The organism is Kiritimatiellia bacterium, assembly GCA_025054615.1.
Classification (GTDB): domain Bacteria; phylum Verrucomicrobiota; class Kiritimatiellia; order CAIVKH01; family CAIVKH01; genus JANWZO01.
The window spans coordinates 1-22,340 of the sequence record JANWZO010000020.1; the positions used below are offsets into that span (position 1 = coordinate 1).

17 protein-coding genes are annotated in these 22,340 nt (G+C 61.5%); 8 read left to right on the forward strand and 9 right to left on the reverse strand.

The genetic code is table 11. From position 1 onward, the window contains the following. The first annotated feature begins 566 nt into the window (after positions 1-566). The gene (gene ppdK / locus NZ740_08920; protein ID MCS6772129.1) at positions 567-3,338 is read left to right on the forward strand and encodes a pyruvate, phosphate dikinase; all 2,772 of its coding nucleotides are present in this window, start codon (positions 567-569) and stop codon (positions 3,336-3,338) included. A 154-nt stretch (positions 3,339-3,492) separates the two neighbouring features. Here ppdK and NZ740_08925 read toward each other — a convergent pair whose 3' ends face one another. Genes NZ740_08925 through NZ740_08935 form a run of 3 tightly spaced genes read right to left on the reverse strand, consistent with a single transcriptional unit; the run spans position 3,493 to position 7,905 of the window. After that, positions 3,493-4,602, reverse strand: a complete 1,110-nt coding sequence (locus NZ740_08925; protein ID MCS6772130.1) for a calcium/sodium antiporter — start codon at positions 4,600-4,602, stop codon at positions 3,493-3,495. Positions 4,603-4,654: 52 nt separating this feature from the next. Then, positions 4,655-6,376: an SPFH domain-containing protein gene (locus NZ740_08930; protein MCS6772131.1), complete on the reverse strand. Its 1,722-nt coding sequence runs from the start codon at positions 6,374-6,376 to the stop codon at positions 4,655-4,657. Beyond that, positions 6,373-7,905 carry an SPFH domain-containing protein gene (locus NZ740_08935; GenBank protein ID MCS6772132.1) on the reverse strand — a complete coding sequence of 511 codons (1,533 nt, stop codon included), beginning with the start codon at positions 7,903-7,905 and terminating at the stop codon, positions 6,373-6,375. Before NZ740_08935 ends, NZ740_08930 begins: the two co-directional genes overlap by 4 nt. A 122-nt stretch (positions 7,906-8,027) precedes the next feature. Here NZ740_08935 and NZ740_08940 point away from each other — a divergent pair, with 122 nt between their 5' ends. From NZ740_08940 to NZ740_08950, 3 genes are all read left to right on the forward strand, one after another. Beyond that, positions 8,028-8,792, forward strand: coding sequence for a hypothetical protein (locus NZ740_08940; GenBank protein ID MCS6772133.1), 765 nt, complete (start codon positions 8,028-8,030; stop codon positions 8,790-8,792). Positions 8,793-8,823: 31 nt separating this feature from the next. Next, complete coding sequence (locus tag NZ740_08945) at positions 8,824-9,561, forward strand: hypothetical protein (protein MCS6772134.1); 738 nt, start codon at positions 8,824-8,826, stop codon at positions 9,559-9,561. Positions 9,562-9,654: 93 nt separating this feature from the next. Beyond that, a complete protein-coding gene (locus NZ740_08950) occupies positions 9,655-11,364 on the forward strand; it encodes a glycoside hydrolase family 13 protein (GenBank protein MCS6772135.1) in 1,710 nt (569 codons plus the stop codon). Positions 11,365-11,549: 185 nt separating this feature from the next. Here the strand turns inward: NZ740_08950 and NZ740_08955 are convergent, their stop codons facing one another. The 4 genes from NZ740_08955 to NZ740_08970 all read right to left on the reverse strand — a co-directional run bounded on the left by NZ740_08955 (position 11,550) and on the right by NZ740_08970 (position 15,786). After that, a complete protein-coding gene (locus NZ740_08955; GenBank protein ID MCS6772136.1) occupies positions 11,550-13,715 on the reverse strand; it encodes a tetratricopeptide repeat protein in 2,166 nt (721 codons plus the stop codon). 35 nt (positions 13,716-13,750) lie between these two features. Continuing rightward, a complete protein-coding gene (locus NZ740_08960; GenBank protein ID MCS6772137.1) occupies positions 13,751-13,852 on the reverse strand; it encodes an AURKAIP1/COX24 domain-containing protein in 102 nt (33 codons plus the stop codon). Between the two features lie 44 nt (positions 13,853-13,896). Then, entirely contained in the window at positions 13,897-14,778 is an 882-nt protein-coding gene (gene hisG / locus NZ740_08965) for an ATP phosphoribosyltransferase (protein ID MCS6772138.1), read from the reverse strand. Between the two features lie 87 nt (positions 14,779-14,865). Next, positions 14,866-15,786 carry a cobalamin-binding protein gene (locus NZ740_08970; protein ID MCS6772139.1) on the reverse strand — a complete coding sequence of 307 codons (921 nt, stop codon included), beginning with the start codon at positions 15,784-15,786 and terminating at the stop codon, positions 14,866-14,868. Positions 15,787-16,236: 450 nt separating this feature from the next. Here NZ740_08970 and NZ740_08975 point away from each other — a divergent pair, with 450 nt between their 5' ends. Next, complete coding sequence (locus tag NZ740_08975; GenBank protein ID MCS6772140.1) at positions 16,237-17,343, forward strand: 2-methylcitrate synthase; 1,107 nt, start codon at positions 16,237-16,239, stop codon at positions 17,341-17,343. Here NZ740_08975 and NZ740_08980 read toward each other — a convergent pair. Then, positions 17,340-18,221 (reverse strand): alpha/beta fold hydrolase, encoded by an 882-nt coding sequence (locus tag NZ740_08980; GenBank protein ID MCS6772141.1) that lies wholly within the window; start codon positions 18,219-18,221, stop codon positions 17,340-17,342. The genes NZ740_08975 and NZ740_08980 overlap by 4 nt on opposite strands. Before the next feature lie 142 nt (positions 18,222-18,363). Between NZ740_08980 and NZ740_08985 the strand changes: the two genes are divergently transcribed. From NZ740_08985 to NZ740_08995, 3 genes are all read left to right on the forward strand, one after another. Continuing rightward, entirely contained in the window at positions 18,364-18,891 is a 528-nt protein-coding gene (locus NZ740_08985) for a hypothetical protein (GenBank protein ID MCS6772142.1), read from the forward strand. Between the two features lie 156 nt (positions 18,892-19,047). Then, positions 19,048-19,770, forward strand: a complete 723-nt coding sequence (locus tag NZ740_08990) for an RluA family pseudouridine synthase (protein MCS6772143.1) — start codon at positions 19,048-19,050, stop codon at positions 19,768-19,770. Beyond that, positions 19,767-20,906: a methyltransferase domain-containing protein gene (locus NZ740_08995; protein ID MCS6772144.1), complete on the forward strand. Its 1,140-nt coding sequence runs from the start codon at positions 19,767-19,769 to the stop codon at positions 20,904-20,906. Before NZ740_08990 ends, NZ740_08995 begins: the two co-directional genes overlap by 4 nt. Here NZ740_08995 and NZ740_09000 read toward each other — a convergent pair. Next, entirely contained in the window at positions 20,900-22,336 is a 1,437-nt protein-coding gene (locus tag NZ740_09000; protein ID MCS6772145.1) for an NADP-dependent isocitrate dehydrogenase, read from the reverse strand. The genes NZ740_08995 and NZ740_09000 overlap by 7 nt on opposite strands. Positions 22,337-22,340: the final 4 nt, after the last annotated feature.

Genomic DNA, 22,340 nt, shown 5'->3' on the forward strand with positions numbered 1-22,340 from the left:
TCAGGGAAGCGGTTGATGAATTAGGAGGCCTTCATCGCCCTCGTCCGCGCCCGCCTCGAAAAAGCCCAAAGCGTGTGATGAATAATCCAATCCATGGAGGGTCGGGTTCCACCCCGACCATTGGAGGGACGGGTTCCACCTTGTCCCCAAAAGGCTCGCGTGGAACCGGGCCCTCCACGGTCAGGATGATTACGCGGATGGATAGATCGGTCTTCACCGCTAGGATTTTGGAATTGAAATGACCTCCAGATCGACCGGTTCACGCGGCCTTCCACCTTTGCGACCTCCGCACCCATCCGCGCCGACGATGCCGCAGATAACTGTATCCTCGCTGGACCCGCCTTTGACTATCGGACACGTTCGCTTGTTTTGCTCCTTCGAAGTTACTCCGATTGAAGGTGGCGTCCCTCCGCCTTCATTGGGTCAGTTCAATCGAGTGAGCTAGGGGCATTTTCAAAGCGTGATGACGTGGCCTTCGACCGCGCTTGACAGGCTGGCGAGGGGGAACCTATGGTCGAAATCTAGTGTCATTTGGTGCAGTAAGCCCCGCTAATAGGAGTCTGTTCATGGCCAAGAAGAGTTCGGCAACCAAAGCCAAAAAGTACGTCTACTTCTACGGGTTCGGCAAAAAGCACACGGAAGGCGATGCGTCCATGCGCGCGCTACTTGGAGGCAAGGGCGCGAATCTCGCCGATATGGCGCTGGCCGATCTGCCCGTTCCACCCGGATTCACAATCACAACCGAGGCGTGCGCCTACTACTCCAAGAACGGTGGAAAATATCCGCCCGGGATGTGGGAGCAGGTGCTCGAGCAGCTTGCCAAGCTGGAGAAAATGATGGGCAAGAAGCTGGGGGATGCGAAGGATCCGCTGCTCGTTTCCGTTCGCTCCGGCGCGGCGATCTCGATGCCCGGCATGATGGATACGGTGTTGAACCTCGGCATGAACGACAAATCCGTGCTCGGGTTTATTGAAAAGACGAACAATCCGCGCGCCGGCTGGGACTGCTACCGCCGGTTCCTCGACATGTTCGGCGACGTGGTGATGGGCCCGAGCACCGGGCTTACGCATCACGATTTCGAGGTCGAGATGAGCAAACTCAAGGCGAAGTACGGGGCGAAGGAGGACACCGACCTCACGGCGGACCAGCTCAAGGAGCTTTGTGAAATCTACAAGCGCGTCTATTACGAGAAGGTCGGCAAGCCATTCCCGCAGGATCCAATGGAGCAGCTCCGACTCGCGATCAACGCCGTGTTCAATTCCTGGAACTCCGAGCGCGCGGAGAAGTACCGCCAGATCAACAAGGTCACCGGATTGCTGGGGACGGCGGTCAACATCTGCACGATGGTCTACGGCAATATGGGCAATACCTCGGGCACGGGCGTGGCGTTCACGCGCGATGGAGCGACCGGCGAGAACAAGCCCATGGGTGAGTATCTCGTCAACGCACAGGGCGAGGACGTGGTGGCCGGCATCCGGACGCCGAAGCAGCTCGAGGAAATGGCGAACGAGCCGGATCCGGCGTGGAAGGCGGCGGACAAGCAGCTTCGCGAAATCATGCACAAGCTTGAGCGCCGCTACAAATATCCCCAGGACGTCGAATTCACCGTCCAAGAGGGCAAGCTGTGGATGCTTCAGACCCGCAACGCGAAGCGCACGGGTCTCGCCGGCGTCCGCTGGGCGGTCGAAATGGCGACCGGCAAGGATTTCTACACCGGGAAGAAGCAGGACAAAATCCTGACGCCGGAGGAGGCGATCAACACGGTCAGCGGGCAGGATCTCGAACAATTGCTCTTCCCGATCTTCAACGCCAAGGCGGAGGCGGTCGCGGAGAAACTCACGACTGGTCTTCCGGCAGGGCCTGGCGCTGCCGTCGGCAAGATTGTGTTCAGCGCCCACGATGCCGAGGCCATGGTCAAAGCGAATCCGAATGAAAAACTGATCCTTGTGCGTCATGAAACGTCGCCCGAAGACGTCGGCGGCATGTGGGCCGCGCAGGGCATCCTCACGTCCACGGGCGGCATGACTTCGCATGCGGCGGTCGTGGCGCGCGGCTGGGGCAAGTGCTGTATTGCCGGCGCCGGCGCCCTGCAGATCGATTATGTGAACAAAACCGTCACGTGCGGTTCGGTTGTCCTCCACGAGGGCGACTGGATCAGCCTGAACGGCTCCACAGGCACGGTCTATCGCGGGCAGATTCCGACGGAATCGAGCCCGATTGTCGCGGCCATCGTCGAAGGGAACAAGGAGGCGACAAAGCATCCTATTTATCGGATGTATAAGCAGATCTCTGACTGGGCGGACCAGATGCGGAAGATCAACGTGCGGACGAATGCCGACACGCCCAAAGATGCCGAGATCGCCGTCCGGTTTGGCGCTGAGGGTATCGGCCTTTGCCGTACGGAGCACATGTTCTTCGAAGGCGACCGAATCTGGGCGAAGCGCGAATTCATTCTCGCGGAGACGAAGGAGGAGCGGGAGCGCGCCCTCGCGAAACTGCTGCCCTACCAGCGCAGCGATTTCGAGGGAATCTTCGAGGCGATGGATGGCTACCCCGTCACAATCCGTCTCCTTGACCCGCCTCTGCATGAGTTCCTCCCGAAAGATGACAAGGGCCAGGAGGAAATGGCGCGCCGCATGAACGTGCCCGTCGAGAAGATTCGCCAGCGCGTCAATCAGTTGCACGAGATGAATCCGATGCTGGGGCATCGCGGCTGCCGGCTGTCGATCACCTATCCGGAGTTGATCGTCATGCAGACGACGGCGATCATCGAGGCGGCGATCAACGTCTCGAAGCGCCGCATCAAGGTTCTGCCCGAAATCATGGTGCCGCTTGTCGGCAACAAAACGGAGCTGGATTTCTGCGAGCAGATCATCCGCCAGACGGCCGACAAGATCATCAAGGAGCGCAAGGCGAAGCTGACTTATTTGGTCGGCACAATGATCGAGGTGCCCCGCGCGGCGGTCACGGCCGATGAAATCGCGTCGACCGCGCAGTTCTTCAGCTTCGGCACCAACGACCTGACGCAGATGACGCTCGGCTTTAGCCGTGATGACATTGGCAGTTTCCTGCCAGACTATCTCGAGAAAAAGATCCTGCCGTACGACCCGTTCCAAAGCCTGGATATCAATGGCGTCGGCAAGCTGATTGAGATGGCTGTCAAGAAGGGTCGCGAAACCCGGCCGGACCTCAAGTGCGGAATCTGCGGGGAGCACGGCGGGGATCCGAACAGCGTCAAATTCTGCGCGAAGGTGGGCCTCAACTATGTGAGCTGTTCGCCGTTCCGCGTGCCCATCGCGCGACTGGCGGCGGCGCAAGCCGCAACGGCCAAGAAGTAAGCCTTCAGGTCGTTTCCTTTCGAACAGGTGGGCCGGCCATAGTGGCCGGCCCGCTTGTTTTTGCGGGTGGCGCTGCACCCGTATGGAGTTGGCCCACCGCGAATTTTGGCGGGGCCCGGAGGAGTGAACGGATCTCTGCCCGATGCCGAGACCTTTACCCGGCGCGGGAAGGTTCTTTTGCGGCCGCTCGCCGCTGTGCGATGGCGCGGTGGGTAGTGACCGCTAGAGTGATGATCGTGAGGGGCACCACGAAGCACGCGATACCGACCATTACCCGCTGCGCATTCGGCCAGTGGGCGCCCAGCACGATTTGCTCAACGATGTAAAAGATGTAATAGCCCAGAAACAAAGCGCCCTCCCATCGCGCAATGCGGTGGCCGGTGAAAAAGATCGGGAGGCAGACGATCGCCACGGCCATCATGACGGGCACATCGAACCAGAGTGATTGCGGCGGGGCGGAGATGCCCTCGGGCGCGACGATGGCGGAGAACCCGAGCACGGACAGGAGATTGAAAATGTTGCTGCCAACGAGGTTCCCCACCGCGATATCCCGTTCACGCTTGAGCGCCGCGACTACCGAAGTGGCGACCTCGGGCAGAGAGGTGCCCGCCGCGACAATTGTCAGCCCAATGACGAGTTCGCTAACGCCAAGCCAGCGCGCGATGGTGATACAGGATTTGACCAGCATTTGCGACCCGACAACCAGGAAGGCCAGTCCGAGCAGGCAAAAAAAGATGTTGATCAGGATATCGCGCCGCGTATAGGCGCCCTCACCGAACTCGGATGCGTATTCTTCCAGGATTTCCTTTGACTCATCTCGGCTCTTCCGAATGCAGAAAACCGTGTAGCCTATGATGCCGGCGGCAAGCACAAATCCCTCAGCGCGGTCCACAAGACCGTCCGCTGCAAAAATCCAGGAGACCAAAGAGGCGCCAATCATGATCGGTACGTCGATCCATATCAGCCGGGCATCCACCTCGAGGCTGCTGATCAGCGCGCAAATGCCGAGGATGAACAGGATGTTGAAAATGTTGCTTCCGACGACGTTCCCGAATGCCAGGTCCGATTCGCCCATCCAGGCTGAAAAGGTACTGATGAACAATTCTGGCGCGCTCGTTCCGTAAGAGACGACGGTCAGACCGATCACCAGCGGCGATACTCCGAGACCCGCGGCGAGGCGCGAAGCGCCCCGGATCAGCAGTTCTGCGCCCCACACCAGCAGCGCAAAGCCGCCGATAAGAAGGGCGATCGTTATCCAGCTCATACGCGCGAAAGATGCTCAAAGGGCTGCGCGAACGCAAGCGGATGCGTTCCAGTCATTTCGTTTCCTTCAACTGCAGAGCCCCCTCGAGTTCGCCGAAACCGGCTCGGGGCAGGTCGGTCCACAGCGTGCCGGGGCCCGTGTGCAAGACGTTAATCCGAACCGATGGATTGAGCGCGCGAGCAAATTCCCAGAGCGAATAGGCTTGGGGATCGCCAAAGGCGCGCGTGCGGAGGGTTAGCCCCCGGGCGCGCTCGCCCTCCACCAGTTCCACGACTCTGGCTGCGGCCTCGCCGAGCAGACGCGTCCTTTCCGCGCGGACCTCAGCGGTTGCCTTCTCGATCTCGGCGACCTTTTTGAGCGTTTCGGCCTGGATCTGGGCGACCTGCCGTTCCTGGTCGGCGCGAATCTCCGCGCGCAGCTTTTCGGTCTCCTGGGCGACCTGCTCGCGGCGCTGTTCGATCATCTGCAATTCGGTATTCAATTCCGCCTGTTTTCGGGCGGTGTTTTGCTTTTCCTTGTTCGTCAGGTCCTGTTCGATCGCGATGCTGGACTGCTTGATGGGGGAGAGGATTTCCTCCGGCACATTGACGTGGCGGATCAGCGCGTTGTGGATCACGATCCGCTTGTCATCGAGCGCCTCGCGGAGGGCTTCGGTCAATTCGTTTTGGAATTTCTCACGCCCTTCCCCGACGATGAAATCCTTCGCGCGATAGGCCGAGCCTTTCAGGCGGGAGACGGAAAGGATCTGGGGCATAATGATTTTGTCCACGACCGCGGGCAGGTCGCCATACGTCCGATAAATCCACGCGATATGTTCGGGCAGCAATTCGAATTCGACGGTCATGTCGAGGCTGATTTCGAAGCCGTCGCGCGAGGGGAATTCGACGAACTGGTTCAAGCTGAGCATCGCTTCACCGGACGGTCCGGGCGCCGCCGGAAGAGGCCGTCCAGGCCGAGCGCTCGGCAGCGGGCTGTCGGAGGTGGCGAATTCCATTTCTGAGGGCATCAGTTGCACCGCCGCCGCGCCACGTTCGCGCGCCAGGTATTCCCGGCGTTTCTCCGCCTGGTCGAGCAGTGCGCGCTGGCTGAGCATCTCCACTGCTTGGTTTTGGGTGGCAAGTGGCGCCTTGGTGATGACAGCGCCGCCTATCTTCCCGAGCAGCGAGACCTGGTTGATGCCGATTTCGAGGACGTCGACCTTCAATTCCTTGGGATTGATGTAGTAAAGCCCCGGCTGGAGGATGTCGCTCCGCACGCCTTTTTCGCCGGGCCCGGCGAATGCCCCCTCTGGCGGCTGGTTGCCGGAGAGGCTGGTGACGACCCCCGCATAGCCAATGGGGATGCTGACCGCGTCGATGATATCGACCGAATAGCCGTACGGATTGAGGCGATACTTGCCGGGGCCAAGCACGCCGCGTCGGATACCCTTCTGCCCTTCATCCGCCAGAAAAACACCGTCCGGCAGCTCTTCGCCAAATTTTGCAGTGAGAATACCGACCTTGCCAGGCGGGATGAAAATAACAGGTACGATTTCCCAGTCGAAGAGGATGGGATTGCGGAAGTGGCGTCCTTCGCCGAGCGGAGCGGCCTGAATGCCCTTCTGGCCCGGCTCGGCCAGAAGCTGTCCCGGCCGCAGCGGTTCGCCGACTTTTGCGGTAAGGATCGCCATCTCATCCGGCCCCACATAAAACCGGCAGAAGAACCACATCCACATCGCCCAGAGCACCGCGAGCGCAATGGCGCCGGCGGCGGCCGTAAGGAGAAGCCGTTTCATCGCTCGCCTCCTTTCGTCGGAGGTGCCAGGGCGCGGAACAGCTCGCCGAGGCCGCCGTCGCGATCGCTGGTCAGCACGAAACCGATCTGCGGGGCGATTTTCTGATAGAGCGTATATCGGGCGAATGTCAGGCCGTCGCCAAACGCCGCGATCTGGTTGGTGATGACGGCAGCCTGGGCCTCATTGTCGAGCCGGATTACATCCCGCTCGGCCATGGCCCGGGCAATCTGTGCCTCCGCCTGGAATTTCGCCGCGTCGCGCTCAAGGCGCGCGACGTCGAGTTCGCGCTCTGCCGCCGACACGGCAACGGCCTGGTCCTGTTGCGCGCGGATCACGGCACGAATACGAACGGTTTCCTGCTGCACCTTCTCTTTGTTCTGGATAGCCAACATTTCCTGACGGACCAGTTCCGCCTTGGATTTGGCTTGTTCAATCTGTTGCTCAAACATCCGCGCGTTTTGAACGGCCACCTCCCGTTCGCGGATCACGCCGGCAATCTGGTCGGGCGGCCGGATGTTGCGGATCAGGACGGACTTGATCGAAACGCCCCACGGGGCGCATTTGTCCCGAAGATGCGCCTCGAGGTTGTCCTGGAACTGCTGTCGGGTTTCCCCAACGATAAAATTGATCGCGGGTTGTTTGCTGCCTTCGATCCGGCTGAACCCGCGGGCGCGGGGAAGGATGATTTTCTGAAGCACATCATCCATATCACCGATCCGGTGGGTCAGCAGGGCTGCGCTGGCGCGGTCGATGCTGAACTCGATCGTGCCCTCGACGTGGACCATAAAGCCGTCGAGGGTGAGAAAGGTGATCGCATCGTCTCCGCTCATTTCAAAGCGCTGGCTTTGCAGGTTGACCTCGACGACGTTGACGATGTAGGGGTTGAGATAATAGGTGCCGGGGTCGAGGACCTCCCGGACCACGCCCTTACGGCCCTGAGGAACGAGGAAGCCATTTCGCTCCTCGGCCGGGATATCATGGGACAGGATGTCTTCCCCGATCAGCGAGGTTACAACGCCGACATGACCCGGGCGGATCGTCGTCGCATCGAATAATTCCACGTGGAAGGCATACGGATTGATTCGGTATTTGCCGGGCCGGAGCACCTCCGCGAGAATCCCTTTGGTTCCCTCGCGCGCGATGATTTCACCCGGCGGCAGGTTGGATCCATACAGCCGAGTCATCACGCCGAGTTTTCCGGCGGGGATGTCCGTCACTTCGTGGAACCGCCAGCCCCATGTGTAGGGATTTTTGAAATAGCGGCCCTCGGGCAAGACCTCGAGCTGGATGCCCTTTTGCCCGGGTTGCAGCGCGAGGATCTGGTCCGGCGGCAGATCGGCGCCCGTTTTACGGATCAGGACGGCGATTTGGTCCGGACCGGGCTCGATTCGGCAGAAATACCAGATGAACACAAAGGAGAGCGCGACCGCGAGTACGAGGAAAATCCCCGCGGTCGCGCCCCGCGCGGCGGGCGGCAACGCGCGGGGAACTCTTGGGGCGCCATGATTTGAGAAAGGGTTACTCCGCATGCGATCACGATATCTCCGGTTCACCGTTGGCGAAAGCGCAGAATGACGGCGATATCAGGTCGCCAAAAAACCTAACCCCTCGCTGATGCTCCCTTAATAAATGTGGTTCAAAAACTTTATCTATGAAGTCATTCTTTCTCTCCGTAGGGGTCTGGATTCTGACGGCAACGCTGCTCCACGCTCAAACCCAGATCGGTTTGCAGGCGGATCGATTCCGGTGGCGGGAATTTGACGAGGGGTCGAAACTACTAGAGGAAAGCGGTGTGATACCGGGAATATTCGTCCGCCACAACAGATCGTTGAGCGACAAACTGGGCTTGCATGGCGAGCTTGTCGCTTTCGCCGGGACCGTGCATTACGATGGCGGTATTCAATCGCCCGAGGGTTTTATTCCCTTGGAGTCGCGTACCCGTTACACGGGGCTGAGGGCCGATGTCGATGCCTCCTATGCCTTTGGCGGCGAAGCCGCAATCGTGAGCCCTTTCCTCGGGATTGGCGCCCGGTATTGGCTGCGCGAGATCGGTCGCTTCATGCCCAACGGCTATGACGAGTACTGGTTCATGCCCTACGGCCGGGCCGGGGTTCGGCTCGATGTGCCCGCGAGCGGGAAGCGAGCTGATTTGTTCGCAACCGCGGCTGTAATTTTGCCCTTCGCGAATGACGAAGTGGTAAAAGGCGTCGAAGAGGCTGACGGAGATATTGAGGTTGAGCCGGACGAGGAGATCGGCTTCGAGGCCGAACTTGGCCTTAAAACAGGGCGCTGGAATCTCTCCGCATACTGGCAACTGCAGGATTTCGGCAAATCGGATTTCGATGAATCCGGCCAGTTCCTGCAACCGGATTCTGAAATGATGATCATCGGGCTCCGGGCCGGAATTTCCTTCTGATGTGCCGGGCCCAATTCAACGAGGTGCGTATATGAATAGACAATTTGTAGGGATGGCTCTGATGTCCGTCTTGCTGACCGGCGCCGCTGCGGCGGAAGACCTGCGGGCCGATGCTTCGCTGAAAGCATCGTCGGCGCGTATTTTTCGGGGCGTGACGCTCAACGACGGATGGGTGCTCGAGCCAGCCGTGCGGGGTCAGTGGCTGCCGTTCGAGATCGGGGCAACCGGTTTTTTCAATCTGGAGGATTACGACGGCGCGGCCGACGAATCGGAGTTTGCGGAAGTCGATTGGGATGTGGCGGTCCGCATCCCTGTGGACACTCCGGCCGTCGCAGTTCGGTACAAGGAATATCATTTCCCTGATCTCGATGAGGAGAACGTGTGGCGTGAGATTTCGGCCGACGGCGAGTTTGGCGGCGTGCCCCTGTCTCCGGGAATCCTGGTTGCGTATGGCTTGGATGGAGCGATCGAGGACTCGTTTTACTCGGAGGCCGGTATCCGTCATGACGCGGCGTTGGCGGATGACGTCAGCTTGAGGCTTGGCGCGCGCGTGGCCTATACAGTCCCCGAGGAGGGCGAGAGTGGCTTCAGCCACTACACGCTTTCGGCCTCGGTGTCTCACGGGATGGTCGAATTTGAAGTCGCGTATGTGGGCCAGCTCGACGACGAGGTGCTCCCGGACGCCTACATTGATCCGGACCTCGGCGTATTCAGGTACGGATACGATGCGAAATTCGCGGTGACCGCCGCGCTTCGGCACCGCTTCTAAACACCCGGGCCCGACGAGGGGCCGCACGGGAAATTGTCTTCGCAAAAGCCGCTACGCGCGCTAGCTTCCGCGCGTGGGTTTGAGGCGTCTTCGATGATTCGATCCAAATTCGGCCCGCCGGATTGGGCGCGCGATGCCATTTGGTATCAGATTTTTCCCGAGCGGTTCCGAAATGGATCCGCGCGGAATGATCCTCGGCCCGAGGATTTTTTGGACGAACCGATCGACGGCTGGCGCGTGACCCCCTGGGGGATGGACTGGTACGCGCTCGACCGCTGGGAGCGGCCTTTCGGCGACTTTTGGAGAACCGTCTTCTGGCGGCGGTACGGCGGCGACCTGATCGGAATCCGCGAGAAACTTGGATACCTGCAGGACCTCGGGATCAACGCGATCTATCTAAATCCGATTTTCATGGCGCCGTCGCTGCACAAATATGACGCCTCTTGCTTGCATCATGTCGATCCCTCGTTTGGCCCCGATCGTGCGGGGGATCTCAAGAAACTGGCGCGCGCTCGGGAAACAGAAGATCCGGCTTCGTGGATCTGGACGGAGGCCGACTTATATTTTCTCGAATTTCTAGCGGATGCGCACTCGAAGGGAATTCGGGTGATCCTCGATGGCGTCTTCAACCATTGCGGCCGTCGTTTCTTTGCTTTTCAGGATGTCCTCAGGTTCGGCCGGCACTCGAAGTACGCGGACTGGTTCAGGATCACGAAATGGAACGCCGACGGCACATTCGAATACCAAGGCTGGTTCGGCCACAAGATGTTGCCCGAATTCGCCCGAACCCCGCAGAACCTTGTGCCGCCGGTGCGCAAATACATATTCGAAATCACCTCCCGCTGGATGGACCCTAATGGGGACGGGGACCCATCTGATGGCATCGATGGATGGCGCTTGGATGTCGCATTTTGCGTGCCGCTCGGATTTTGGCGCGACTGGCGCAAACATGTGAAGCGCATCAATCCCGAAGCGTATTTGACCGCCGAAATCGTTGGACGAGCGGATGATTATCTTCGCGGCGACACGTTTGACGCGGTGATGAATTACATGTGGCTGTTTCCAACGATCAATTTTTTCGCACCGCATGCAAAGGAATTCCCAGCCTCTACATTGCGCAAGCGTCTGAATGCGCTGCGCCGCGCCTATCCGCGCGCCGCGCTGCCCGTCCTACAGAATCTGCTGGACTCCCATGACGTCGGACGCGCGGCGTCGATGTTAGAAAATCTGAGGGAGCGCATCGAAAATTTTGGGGAATACTTCGAGTTTTCACGCGCCAAAAACCGGCCCGCGTTTGTCACAACTCGGCCTGGGCCGGACGCGTGGCAGGCCCTCCGGCAGGCACTGCTGTTCCAAATTTGCTTCGAGGGAGCGCCCATGCTGTATTACGGCACAGAGGTCGGCATGTGGGGCGCAAATGACCCGTGCGACCGCCAGCCCATGTTCTGGGACGACATAGAATACGAAGACGAGCGACACACGCCCCAAGGGCTTTCGGATCCTGCACGCCGACAGGTGGACCAGGAATTACTCGCATTTGTCCGCCGTGCGATCGGCCTCCGGCGCCAGCACGCCGCCCTTCGGCGGGGCGACTTCCACTGGGTGAGGACCGCTAATGAATGGGTTGCCGCATTTGAACGCCGAGGAATGGGAGAGCGAATCCGCGCATACTTTAATACCTCGGATGCGCCTGCTTCCGTGCCACTCGCTCGCGGCTGGAATGATCTCTGGAATGGAGGGTCTCTCGCGCGCAATCCAAAGGTGCCTGCGAGAGGATGGCTCCTAGCTATCCGAGGCGCTTAAGGGCAGGAGTGCCAAGCAAGTGGTTCACAGCGTCCGCGCGGGTTCGAGCCGCGCTATAGATCGCGAGAGTCGCCACGAACATAGACTTGGTCGGCGATCGGTGCCGGATACCGGGACACGAGTGAACCCGTGCGTTCCTCGCAGACCCATTCCGCGACAGCGGAAATGATGCATCCGATACGACGCTACTCCGTCTCGCCGGTCGGCTCCTCGTCGTCCCCCTGAAGAACAGGCAGCACCGGCGGAATGGCCGGAGGCGATTCGGACGGTTGTTCACGCGACCGAGCGGCCTCGAGCTCGGCCCGGATGGCGTCGACGTTTACGCCGTTCCGCCGCAGTTTTTCAGCGACTTTTTCGTTCTCCGGATCCAGTCGGAAAGATTTTGTCCACCAGTCGACGGCCTCTTCGAGGATGCCCAGTTTTTCGTAAATGTCCCCCAAGTGGTCGGTCAGTGTGGGGTCATCCGGCATTAGCGAAATCGCGCGCTCGATTTCCTCCCGCGCCTCCTCATAACGGCCTTGCATGAAATAAATCCATCCACGCGTATCGATGTATGCAGCGTTATCGGGCGAGATTTCGAGCGCTCGGTTGACCAGACGGAGCGCCTCATCCAAGTTGAGGCCGCGTTCGGCCCACATGTAGGCGAGATAATTCAGGGCATCGACCCACGCATTGTAATCCTGGAGCCGCTCGGGCGTGGGGGCCATCTCGATGCATTTTTTGAACAGTGCGGCGGCTTCGTCAATTTGCCCTAGCCGCTCTCGAGCGGCGCCGTACCAGAAATAAAAGGACGCCGTGAGGATGTCATCGGCGAGATCGCTTTCGCGCGCGAGGGACTCGGCCCGTTCAAAAGCGGCTGCGGCCTCCTCGTAGCGCTTCATGTGGCCGGCCAGCAGGCCCTGGTAAAGAAAAACATAAGGATTGTCGGGCTCGACCTCGGCGAGCTGGCGGAGCGCGTCGAGACCCGTCTGCCTGCGCTTCGGATCGGTCTCCCGCATAATTGCGCGGGTGATCAACTCTAGAAAATCGCTATTGTTCTTGAGTTCGTCGTCGATCAAACGGACGGCAAGATCGATTCGCCCGGCGTGCAGCGCCACGAGGGCGTGTGTCACATTGAAGTAGGGCACGAGTGGGGACTGCTCGCCCTCTCGAAACCGATCGCGAAGCTGTTCAAAGAGGGAAAGCGCCTCTTCGAGCTGGTTCTGCCCGAGCCGTGTGTAGGCGAGCATCTCGATGAGACGGTTGTTCTCCGGGCGCCTACGGATTGCGTCCTCCAGTAGGGTTTGCGCGTCCTGGTTTCGCTGCTGGCTTAGCAGCAGAAGCGACAGCCGAAGGATAGCAGTTACATCGCCGGGCTCTAGCTCCAGCGCGCGCCGGTAGGCCGCCTCGGCTGCGGTGGGATCGGTCGCCATTTCATGGAGATGGCCGAGCATGATTTGCCGAAAAACATTAGTCGGCTGCTCGTCGGCGAGTCTGGCCATGGCGAGCACGGCGGCCGGCGCCTCAATCTGGCGCACCATCGCGGTCAGCAGGCTCAAGCGCCATTGAGCGTCGGGGGACTTGAGCCGCTCCACCTGCTCGATGGTTTCCAATGCCTTTCCGAGCTGGCCGCTGATGTTGTACAGCATGGCCAGGTGGAGCAGGGTCGCTTCATCGCGAGGTCCGCGAGAGACGAGCGGCTCGAAGATGCTGAGCCCCTCCCGGGCCGACCGGGCCGCGGCCTGCGGATCCTGGAGCGCGCTGGCGCGGCGAACAAGGATTTGGCCGGTCATCCGCACGAGATCCTGCTTTTCCCGCGCTCGCTCCAAGCCGCTCTGGAGCAGGTCGAGGGCGTCCTGGAATCGGCCCGCCCGCGCGAGCATCGCCGCGATCTCCAGGTAGGGCACCGGATCCCCAGGGTCGACTCGAATCGCCCGCCGGTAATAGCGGAGTGCCTCGTCCTGCCGCCCGGTAATGCGATGGATGACTGCCGCAAAGACTTGCGCCCGGGCCGATGCGGACCGCCGGTCAGCGAGGCGTTTTACAATCTCGCACGCCTCCTCGCCGCGCTGATCCCGCACGAGCATCAGCGCGACGCGGAACTGAAGTTCTTCGTTCTCCGGGTCCAGCTCGGCCGCCCGCAAAAAATTCGAAATGGCGCTGCCGTCACCCCATTCAGCGCTGATGCCGACAGCATAATGCGCGAGGGCGTCGGCAAAAGCTGCCCGCTCGGGCGGCAGGGATTTATCCGGCGCGAGGACCGGTTCGTCGGGTTCGGGGCGCTGCGATGGAGCCCGCGGCGTCGCGCAACCGGCCGCAGCCGCGGCGAGACACATCACCACCCCGAGCTGTAGTAATCCGGCCCGGCGCATAATGGAATTTGACGTTCGTATGAGGGTAGCGGGCGTTAGGAGCCCCACGTGCGCTTCTTGTGGCGCAGCATGCGCAAGCGTTTCCGGCGCTTGTGCTTGGCCATCTTCGCGCGTCTCTTTTTCTTGACGGAACCCATACTCTCCTTTGTGCGGGCTGGCAAGACGCCCAACCCAACTGAATTTATGGAATGACTTTGTTGAGGGAAAGTTCAATGATGCCTTCCGCGCCGGCCGCTTTCAATTTCGGAATCAGGTCGCGCACGACCGGCTCATCCACGACCGATTCGACAGCATACCAACCCGTTCCGCTCAACGGCATCACCGTCGGCGCATGAAGAGCCGGCAGCAGGCGCACCACGGGGTCGAGCTGGGCGGCGCTGACATTCATCTTGAGAAGCACTTTCGTCTCCGCGGCGAGCGCGCCACGCAGGAGAAGCGCAATATTTTCGATCTTCGCGCGCTTCCACGGGTCCTGCCATGCTGTCTTGTTGGCAATAAACCGCGTGGTCGACTCCAGTACGGTATCCACAATCCGCAGGTTGTTGGCGCGGAGCGAGGAGCCAGTCTCGGTGATTTCGATGATGGCATCTACCAGATCCGGCGCCTTGACCTCCGTGGCGCCCCAAGAAAATTCGACATGCGCTTCAACGCCGTGCCGGGCGAGATACTGCCGGGCCAGCCCTACCGCCTCGGTCGCGATTCGTTTGCCCTGCAGGTCCTTCACCGACTGAATGGGCGAGTCGTTCGGCACCGCCAGAACCCATCGAACGGGCCGCAACCCTTGTTTTGCGTAGACGAGATTGGCGACCTCGTGGACGTCGGATTGGTTTTCGACGATCCAGTCGTAGCCGGTCAGGCCAGCGTCGAGTAAGCCCTGTTCGACATACCGGCTGATCTCTTGCGCGCGGATGAGGCGCGCATCGATTTCGGGATCGTCCACGTTCGGCACATAAGACCGGGAACCTGCCGTGATTGTGAACCCGGCCTTTTTCATCATCGCAAAGGTGCTTTCCTGCAGGCTGCCCTTGGGCAGGCCCAGCACGATTTTTCGGGGTATCGTCATCCGTTTTCTCCGCCTCCCGCGGGGACCGCGCGGCCGGCGGCGAATGACCGCCAAAGCTGCTTCCCGCGGCGTCATGAGCCGCTCAAGCTATCGAATCGCGGTGTCCCTGTGCAATGACAAATCCGCAAACAGGCCGGGATGCAGCGCCCTCGCGAGATGTTCGAGGCTGTCCACCAGCCGGGGTCCCGGCCGATTGAAAAACTGAGACCCGTCGAAAAAGAGCACGTGTCCGTCGCGGACGGCGGGGATCGACTGCATATCCGGGCGGCTTGAAATCCGCCCCCAATCAGCCCGGGCCTGGTCCGGGGAGTAACCGCAACACGCGATCGCCAGGACGTCCGGCTTCGCACTGGCGATTTCATCCCAACCCACGCGTCGCGAGGGGCACCCTTCCTCACCCAACACGTTGACGCCGCCCGCCAGCCTCACCAGCTCCGGCGTCCAGTGCCCCGCGCAAAACGGCGGGTCAAGCCATTCCAGGAAGGCCACGCGGGGACGCGCAGAGAGATCATCCGTTCGCGCCCGAATTGCGGAGATGCGTGCACGCAGAGCGTCCACGGCCGCCTGTGCGCCGAAGGTCGCGCCCGCCGCCTCGCCGAGGGCCTGCATCCCAGCCAACACATCGTCCAAACGCGAAGGCTGTAGAAAAAGCACATGAGGAGGCGGCGAAAGGCGTTTGGCGAGCGACGAGACAGCCCCCTCGGAGACCGCGCACACGCCGCACAGGGCCTGTGCGACGATCAGCGAGGGGCGAAGGTCCGCGATGAGTTTTTCATCCAGATCGTAGAGCGGCTCTCCGGCGTGCGCACATTCGCGTACGAACCGATCGATCTCCGCGCTCGTGGCCCCGGCCGGTAGCCGGGAACGTGTCACGCGGGGGTATTGCGCGACCCACGCCGGATGGTCGCATTCATGCGAGACGCCAACGAGAGCATGGGCCAATCCGATCGCGCACACCATTTCCGTTGCGGCGGGGAACAGCGTCACAATTCGGGCAGTATCCGTCATCTTGCCGATCCTGCTCATCTCCACAGCACACTCATTTCGGACAAGCGCCCGGACTTCAAGGGCCTGGGGTCTTCCCGCTGAGTTGTCTATTTGCGGCATCTACAGAATTTGACTCGGCCTGGATGTTTTTGCCGAGTCTGTAATTTCCATGGCATGGAAATGGCGGCGAAAATTTTTCCATGGCATGGAAACAGTGGAGGAAATTTTTTCCATGGCATGGAAAAGCTGTGCGAAAATTTTCCATGCCATGGAAAATCGGGACGAAAATTTTCCATCGCATGGAAGCGCGCCGGCCATGCGGCACCGAATTCCGGAAGGCGTGAATCGAAAAGGCGGGACGCGGCGCCGCGGGTCCGATATGATCCTCGCTCGTGACAGCGCTTGCGCGGCTTCATCGGGCGCCAGGGGCGATGGCGCCGCGCGGCTGCGTCGACCCGGAGGAAATCAGCCATGAGCCACGGGAAAGGATTGGAAGGAGTCATCGCGGGAACGACGGCCATCTCCGAGATTCATGATGGAGTCGGTGGGATCCGGTATCGAGGGTACGAGCTGAGCGAACTGTGCGAACGGTCAACCTTTGAAGAGGTGGCGTTTCTATTGCTGCACGGCCGGCTGCCCGACCGCGCGGAGTTGAGTGCGTTCCGGCAGACGCTGGTCAACCTTCGGGCGCTCCCGGAGCGCATGCGCCTGCTGCTCGAACAGTTGCCCGCGGACGCGCATCCGATGGATGTGTTGCGGACTAGTGTCTCGGCGATGGGCTGCTTCGAGCCCGAGAGCCGCTTTCGGGACCAGTTTGCGGTAGCGTACCAGCTTATCGCGAGCCTGGGCTGCTGCGTCGTGTACTGGTGGATCTACCACCGGCAGGGCCGCCGCATCGATACGCGGATCGGCGATGACACGATCGCGGGAAATTTCCTGCAGACGTTGCTCAACCGGACGCCCGACCGGGCGCGCCTGCGCGCGCTCGACGTTTCGCTGATCATCTATGCCGAGCACGAATTCAACACCTCCGCTTTTGCCGCCCGAGTGATCGCGTCCACGCTGTCGGACTTTCATTCGGCCATAGCCGGGGCCATCGGTGCGCTCAAGGGCCCACTTCACGGCGGCGCAAACCAGGCGGCGATGGAACTGCTGGCGCGTTTTCGGACGCCGGAGGAGGCCGAAGCGGGTATTCGCGAGATGCTTGGACGCGGCGAGAAAATCATGGGATTCGGCCACCCGGTGTACAAACACCGCGCCGACCCGCGAGGCGATTTGATCAAGCCGTGGGCCGTCCAACTGGCCAGCGAGTCGGAAGAGGGGCGTCGAATGCTCGCCGTCGCCGAGCGGATCGAGCGGGTGATGCGCAGCGCGGGCAAGCCGGGGCCGAATGTCGATTTCTATACGGCTATCGTCTATGAGCAGATCGGGATTCCGGCTCCGTTGGCCACGGTCCTCTTTGCCCTGGCGCGGACAGTCGGCTGGTCGGCGCACATCCTCGAACAGCGGGCGGACAATCAGATCATTCGGCCGTCTGCCCGATATGTCGGCCCGGCCCCGCGGCCCTATCCGGGCTAAGGCTTTCTTGATCCCCGAGACCTTGGCCGCGCCAGGCCGAGCCCAGCCAGCCAACGCGCGACGCGCCGAGCCGCGTCCATTTCCTTCCCGTGAAAGCTGTGGTCCGCTCCGGGCACGATCTGCACGTGCTGGTTCGGCGAGCGAAGGAGGGCGCAAAGCCTTTCAGCCATCGCGGGAACCGGCATGCAGGCATATTGCTCGCGTTCGGGCAGCAGAACGAGCGCTGGGATCTGCAGGGATCCGAGTTCGGCCATCGGTCCCTCGAATCGGAACAACCGGGCTTCAATGCGCGACGGGTCGGCGATGCTCAGGAAGCGCCGCGCGGTGAACCCAAGAAACGCCGGCTCGCCCTGCAGGCGGAGAATTTTACGGCCCTGTCCCTGGTTGACCATGCGCCTGGCGACGCGTACAGCCGTCGAAAACCGCGCGCCCAGTTCGCGCCGCGCGATTGCGTAGTCATCGCCTGGCGCCGCGAACACCAGCGCCTGGACATCGAGGGGGCGCCGCAGCCGCACGTAATACAAGGCTTTCTGGCATCCGGTGCTGTGCCCGATGAGGATAAATCGCCGGTAGCCGCGCGATCGTCCGAAGGCAATCGCGCTGTCGAGATCGAACCGACAATGCTCGAACACCTCGTCAGCGGTCTGATGCTCGGCGCCCCGATTGTTGAACGAAAGCACGTCGATGCCGCGGGCGGGCAACAGGCGGAGAAACGCCTTTTTGAATGCGGACCGGTAGAAATTGCTGTGCATGCCATGCACGAAAATGGCGAGAGTCGGACTGCGCCGATCGCTGCGCGCCCAGAAACCATCCAGCGGCCGTTTGCAGCCTTTGGCGCACAGTTCGACCAGCGCGCCGTCAATCTTCCGGTGTTGCATCTTGAGATCAGAGAATCCAGTCTGGCGGGGTGCTGTGGATCGTTCAATGCGAATAAACAGCCTCATTGTATCAACGTGGATCCTCTGCGCGGCGTGTGCATCCGCCCAGATCCCGCCGGATTTCGGGGAGACGTTTCAGCGCGTGGCATCGCTCGTCGACCGCGAGGACCTCACCGCGATGGACCTGGCAAGAGGCTCGATGGATGCTGCCCGCCTGATCGCCGTGGGTCCCGCGGCCCTGGATGAAATGGGATCGAGGTTCCGAGGGGCTGCAACGTTCGGAGAGGCGGCTACATCCGGCTTATACCTCGCCGCGTGGGGCGGCAGCGCCCACCTTGCACTGATCAAACGCGAGTTGGAGTCGAATCCCACCAAGCGCGGTTGGCTCCATCGTTTGGTCGGCACAGAAGAGGCATTTTTGGCGCATCTAGACTCCGGAGGCCGCTATCAGCCGCTGCTTCAACTCATGCCGGATGTCGGTGGTGTACGCGCGCTGACTCATCTCCTCATGCGGTCTAAGGATCCGTTGGTCCGGCGCGCGGGATTGTTCTGGGGCTACTGGTTGGCCGATCGTGCCTACTGGAACGCCGTTCGCGCCCTCGCGAAAACCGAGCGGGACCGCACGACGCTGCGGCTGGTGCAGGAAATCTTGAAACGGGCTAGCGAATAGCAGGCGCGAGTCTGCACAGGCCCGGATCATCCAGATTTCGCGGGCGGAGCGTTTGGCAACCGAATTGAGGACTGCCGGTTTTGATTCGAGCGCGCGGCGGGCTGCACCGAGATTCGTGAGACATGGTATGTTCAAGCGACCCCCAAAATGGACGCGATGACGATTTGTCCCCGTGTGCTTCTGGACGATGAGGCGATTCTTGCAGTCGACAAGCCAGCCGGCCTTTTGGTGGCGCCGGATCGCTACGACAAAAACGCGCCGCACCTGATGGCGTGGGTCCACCGCGAATTCGGGCCGACCGTCTTCAACGTCCATCGCCTCGACCGCGACACCAGCGGCGCCGTGCTATGCGCAAAAACCAAGGCTGCGCTGGATGACCTCAGCCTCCAATTCGAGCGTGGCGAGGTGGACAAGGAGTACGTTGCGCTCGTCCGTGGACGGCCGCCCGCCCATCAGGGGACGATCGACCGGCCGATTGTGGTGGATCTCGAGCATCCTGGCCGGATGAAGGCGGCCCGGCGCGGCAAACAGGCCATCACGGTTTATGAGGTTGTGGAGAGGTTCCGTGGCTACTCTTGGCTTCGACTGCGCCCGAAAACCGGTCGCACGCACCAACTGCGGGTGCACCTTCAATACATCGGCTGTCCGATCGTCGCCGATCCCTGGTATGGCGACGGGCGCCCCCTGTTGCTGTCCGAGATCAAGCGCGGATACAAGCCGCCGCGCGAGGGCGAGCGGCCGTTGCTCAGCCGGCTCGCGCTCCATGCGCATCGACTGACCTTCCGCCATCCGCTTCGCGGCGATCAGATCGTTGTCGAATCGCCGATTCCTAAGGAAATGGACGCCGCTCTCAAACAGTTGCGCAAGTGGGCTGCATGACGTATCCGACCGAACTGGAGGCTTTCTGGCTTCGCGAGGCGCGCACCGTGTGGGGCGCGCGGAACGAGTCGGAGCTGATCGAATGCGCGCGGCCGTACGTCCAGGCGTTGAGCGATCGATTTACGGTGGATCGCGGGCGCGCCATTGAACTGTACGCGGATGATCCCGCATCGCGAGCGGCATATGGGTTGTTTTTCTTCCCTCAAACGTTTGCGCGGACGCTGAAGGTTCTTGAGGAATGTTGGCGGGCGCCGACCGGCGTGCATGAGGTGCGGATTTTGGATCTCGGCGCAGGCACGGGGGCGGCCGGTTTTGCCGCGCTGTCGATGCTCGGCGGGAGGCGGGCGATCCTGTGCGCCGTGGACCGCTCGCGTGAGGCGCTGGACGCGTTGCGACGTCTGGCCGAATCGGCCCGCGCGTTATGGCCGGCTGCCGAGGTGCAAACTGTACAGCGTGACCTGACGGAACCGCCGTCCGCACCGGATTTGTTTGATCTGATCCTGTGCTCCTTTGCCCTCAACGAGATTGCGGAGGGCTGTCCCTCGTTCGACGCGGCCGAATGGATTTGCAGCCAGATGGACCGCCTGAAGCCGGAGGGATTGCTGGTGCTGATCGAGCCTGCCCTTCGCTCCTGCGCGGAGCGGCTCGAGCGATTGCGGGATCGTGCGGCCGCGGAGGGATGGGCCAACATCGTTGGCCCGTGCCCGCATCACGGCCCATGCCCGATGCTCGCGGAGGGGCGATTCTGGTGCCATGAAGTGCGATCGTGGCAGCCTCCGCGGATCGCCGAAACGATCAACCGCCTCCTCTACCGGGATCTGCCGCACCTGAAGTTCAGTTTCCTCGCGGTCCGCAGATCTCGCGGCCGGGGCGCCATCAGCGACGCGCACCGCGGGCGGCTGGTTGCTCCACTCACGCCGCAGCGCGGGAAATTTGTCACGCGGGTCTGTTGCGCGGACGGCCAACTCCGGGAGTTGGAAATTCTCACGCGGAGCTTGGACGCGGCCGGTCGGGCGACTCTGCGCCGCATGGAGCGCGGCACGCGGGTGGCGTTTGTTCCCGATCGCGTCCTCGGCGACGGCACCCTCCGCGCAAGCTCTCTAATCGCTTTAGAACCGAACGGGCCGACTCACTGACCCTGGCCGAGCGAGAAGCCGGGTTTGCCGTCGAATTCGTAAAGGTGCTCGGTCTTGACAAACTCGATGCCGGCGTCAGCGATTCGGCCCAGAAGCGCGAGGATGTCCCGATGCGTGGTCGCGGCGCTGGACGGCGCAATGAAACGGCAGCGCCAGTGGTCCACGCAGAACGTCTCGGGCAGGCCGTCCGGCCAGACCTTCACGCCGCGGTTGGTGACCATCTGCAGGTCCAGCGGCGCGGCGGCGCATTTGCGCAGCCGATCTCCCAGCGCGTTCGCATCGTGGCGTCCGCAGACAAAAACATCGACGCCGACCAGTTTCTTCACCGTAGGAGCGGGCGGTTTGATGGGTGGGATCGCGATGCGGCCGCCCACGTATTTGGACGCCGGCAGCCTCTCGGGTTTTTGGCCGAGGCGCGCGATGACGGCCTGCGCAAACTCCAGCGTGCCGAGTTTGGCGCGGCTTCGCGACGGCGTGTAGAGGTCGGCGGTGTGCTGGCCGTCCTCAATGGTTTTGAGCCAGGCATTGTGGATGGTCTCGGCGTGGTCGTTCAGGCCGAGGTGCGCGAGCATTTTGACCGCGCTGAGCAGCAAGCCGGACGGATTGGCAATCCCTTTGCCGGCAATGTCAGGGGCGGACCCATGAATCGCCTCAAACATCGCGAAGTGTTCGCCAATGTTGGCAGAGGGAGCTAGGCCGACGGAGCCGGAAATTTCCGCTACAATATCGGAGACGATATCGCCGTAGAGATTAGGGGTGACCACGACGCTGAACAGCTCCGGCGCATCGGCGATTCGCGCCATGCCGATGTCCACGATCATGTGGTTGCGCTCGATGTCCGGATATTCGGCGCCGATCTCTTCAAACAGCTTGTGGAACAAGCCGTCGGTCATCTTCATGATGTTGTCTTTCGTCATGCAGGTGACCTTGCGCCGCCCGCGGTGCCGCGCATATTCGAAGGCGTAGCGGATGAGCCGTTCGCTGCCCGGGCGCGTGATCAGTTTGAGACACTGATAGACGTCTTCGGTCTGGCGGTGCTCGATGCCGGCGTACACATCCTCCTCATTTTCGCGGATGATCACGACATCCATGTTGGGGTGCTTGGTGTCGACGAAGGGGTGATAGGAGCGGACGGGCCGGACGTTGGCGAAGAGGCCCAGCGCCTTGCGCAGCGTGACGTTGAGGCTCTTGTAGCCGCCGCCCTGCGGCGTGGTAATCGGCGCTTTCAACAGCACACCGGTCTCGCGGAGGACGGACCAGGTTTCGGGCGCGATGCCGGCCGAATGGCCCCGCAGATAGACTGCTTCGCCGAGTTCGATTTCTCGGTAGGCCAGCGGCGCCCGCGCGGCGTCCAGCACCGCAAGGGTGGCCTCCATGATTTCGGGACCGATTCCGTCCCCACGAGCAATCGCAACGGGATAGGTATTCATAGCG

Excerpts from the sequence above, each read along its gene's own strand:
- ppdK (MCS6772129.1), top strand. The coding sequence starts at position 567 with ATGGCCAAGAAGAGTTCGGCAACCAAAGCCAAAAAGTACGTCTACTTC.
- NZ740_08925 (MCS6772130.1), bottom strand. The coding sequence starts at position 4,602 with ATGAGCTGGATAACGATCGCCCTTCTTATCGGCGGCTTTGCGCTGCTG.
- NZ740_08930 (MCS6772131.1), bottom strand. The coding sequence starts at position 6,376 with ATGAAACGGCTTCTCCTTACGGCCGCCGCCGGCGCCATTGCGCTCGCG.
- NZ740_08935 (MCS6772132.1), bottom strand. The coding sequence starts at position 7,905 with ATGCGGAGTAACCCTTTCTCAAATCATGGCGCCCCAAGAGTTCCCCGC.
- NZ740_08940 (MCS6772133.1), top strand. The coding sequence starts at position 8,028 with ATGAAGTCATTCTTTCTCTCCGTAGGGGTCTGGATTCTGACGGCAACG.
- NZ740_08945 (MCS6772134.1), top strand. The coding sequence starts at position 8,824 with ATGAATAGACAATTTGTAGGGATGGCTCTGATGTCCGTCTTGCTGACC.
- NZ740_08950 (MCS6772135.1), top strand. The coding sequence starts at position 9,655 with ATGATTCGATCCAAATTCGGCCCGCCGGATTGGGCGCGCGATGCCATT.
- NZ740_08955 (MCS6772136.1), bottom strand. The coding sequence starts at position 13,715 with ATGCGCCGGGCCGGATTACTACAGCTCGGGGTGGTGATGTGTCTCGCC.
- NZ740_08960 (MCS6772137.1), bottom strand. The coding sequence starts at position 13,852 with ATGGGTTCCGTCAAGAAAAAGAGACGCGCGAAGATGGCCAAGCACAAG.
- hisG (MCS6772138.1), bottom strand. The coding sequence starts at position 14,778 with ATGACGATACCCCGAAAAATCGTGCTGGGCCTGCCCAAGGGCAGCCTG.
- NZ740_08970 (MCS6772139.1), bottom strand. The coding sequence starts at position 15,786 with ATGACGGATACTGCCCGAATTGTGACGCTGTTCCCCGCCGCAACGGAA.
- NZ740_08975 (MCS6772140.1), top strand. The coding sequence starts at position 16,237 with ATGAGCCACGGGAAAGGATTGGAAGGAGTCATCGCGGGAACGACGGCC.
- NZ740_08980 (MCS6772141.1), bottom strand. The coding sequence starts at position 18,221 with ATGCAACACCGGAAGATTGACGGCGCGCTGGTCGAACTGTGCGCCAAA.
- NZ740_08990 (MCS6772143.1), top strand. The coding sequence starts at position 19,048 with ATGACGATTTGTCCCCGTGTGCTTCTGGACGATGAGGCGATTCTTGCA.
- NZ740_08995 (MCS6772144.1), top strand. The coding sequence starts at position 19,767 with ATGACGTATCCGACCGAACTGGAGGCTTTCTGGCTTCGCGAGGCGCGC.
- NZ740_09000 (MCS6772145.1), bottom strand. The coding sequence starts at position 22,336 with ATGAATACCTATCCCGTTGCGATTGCTCGTGGGGACGGAATCGGTCCC.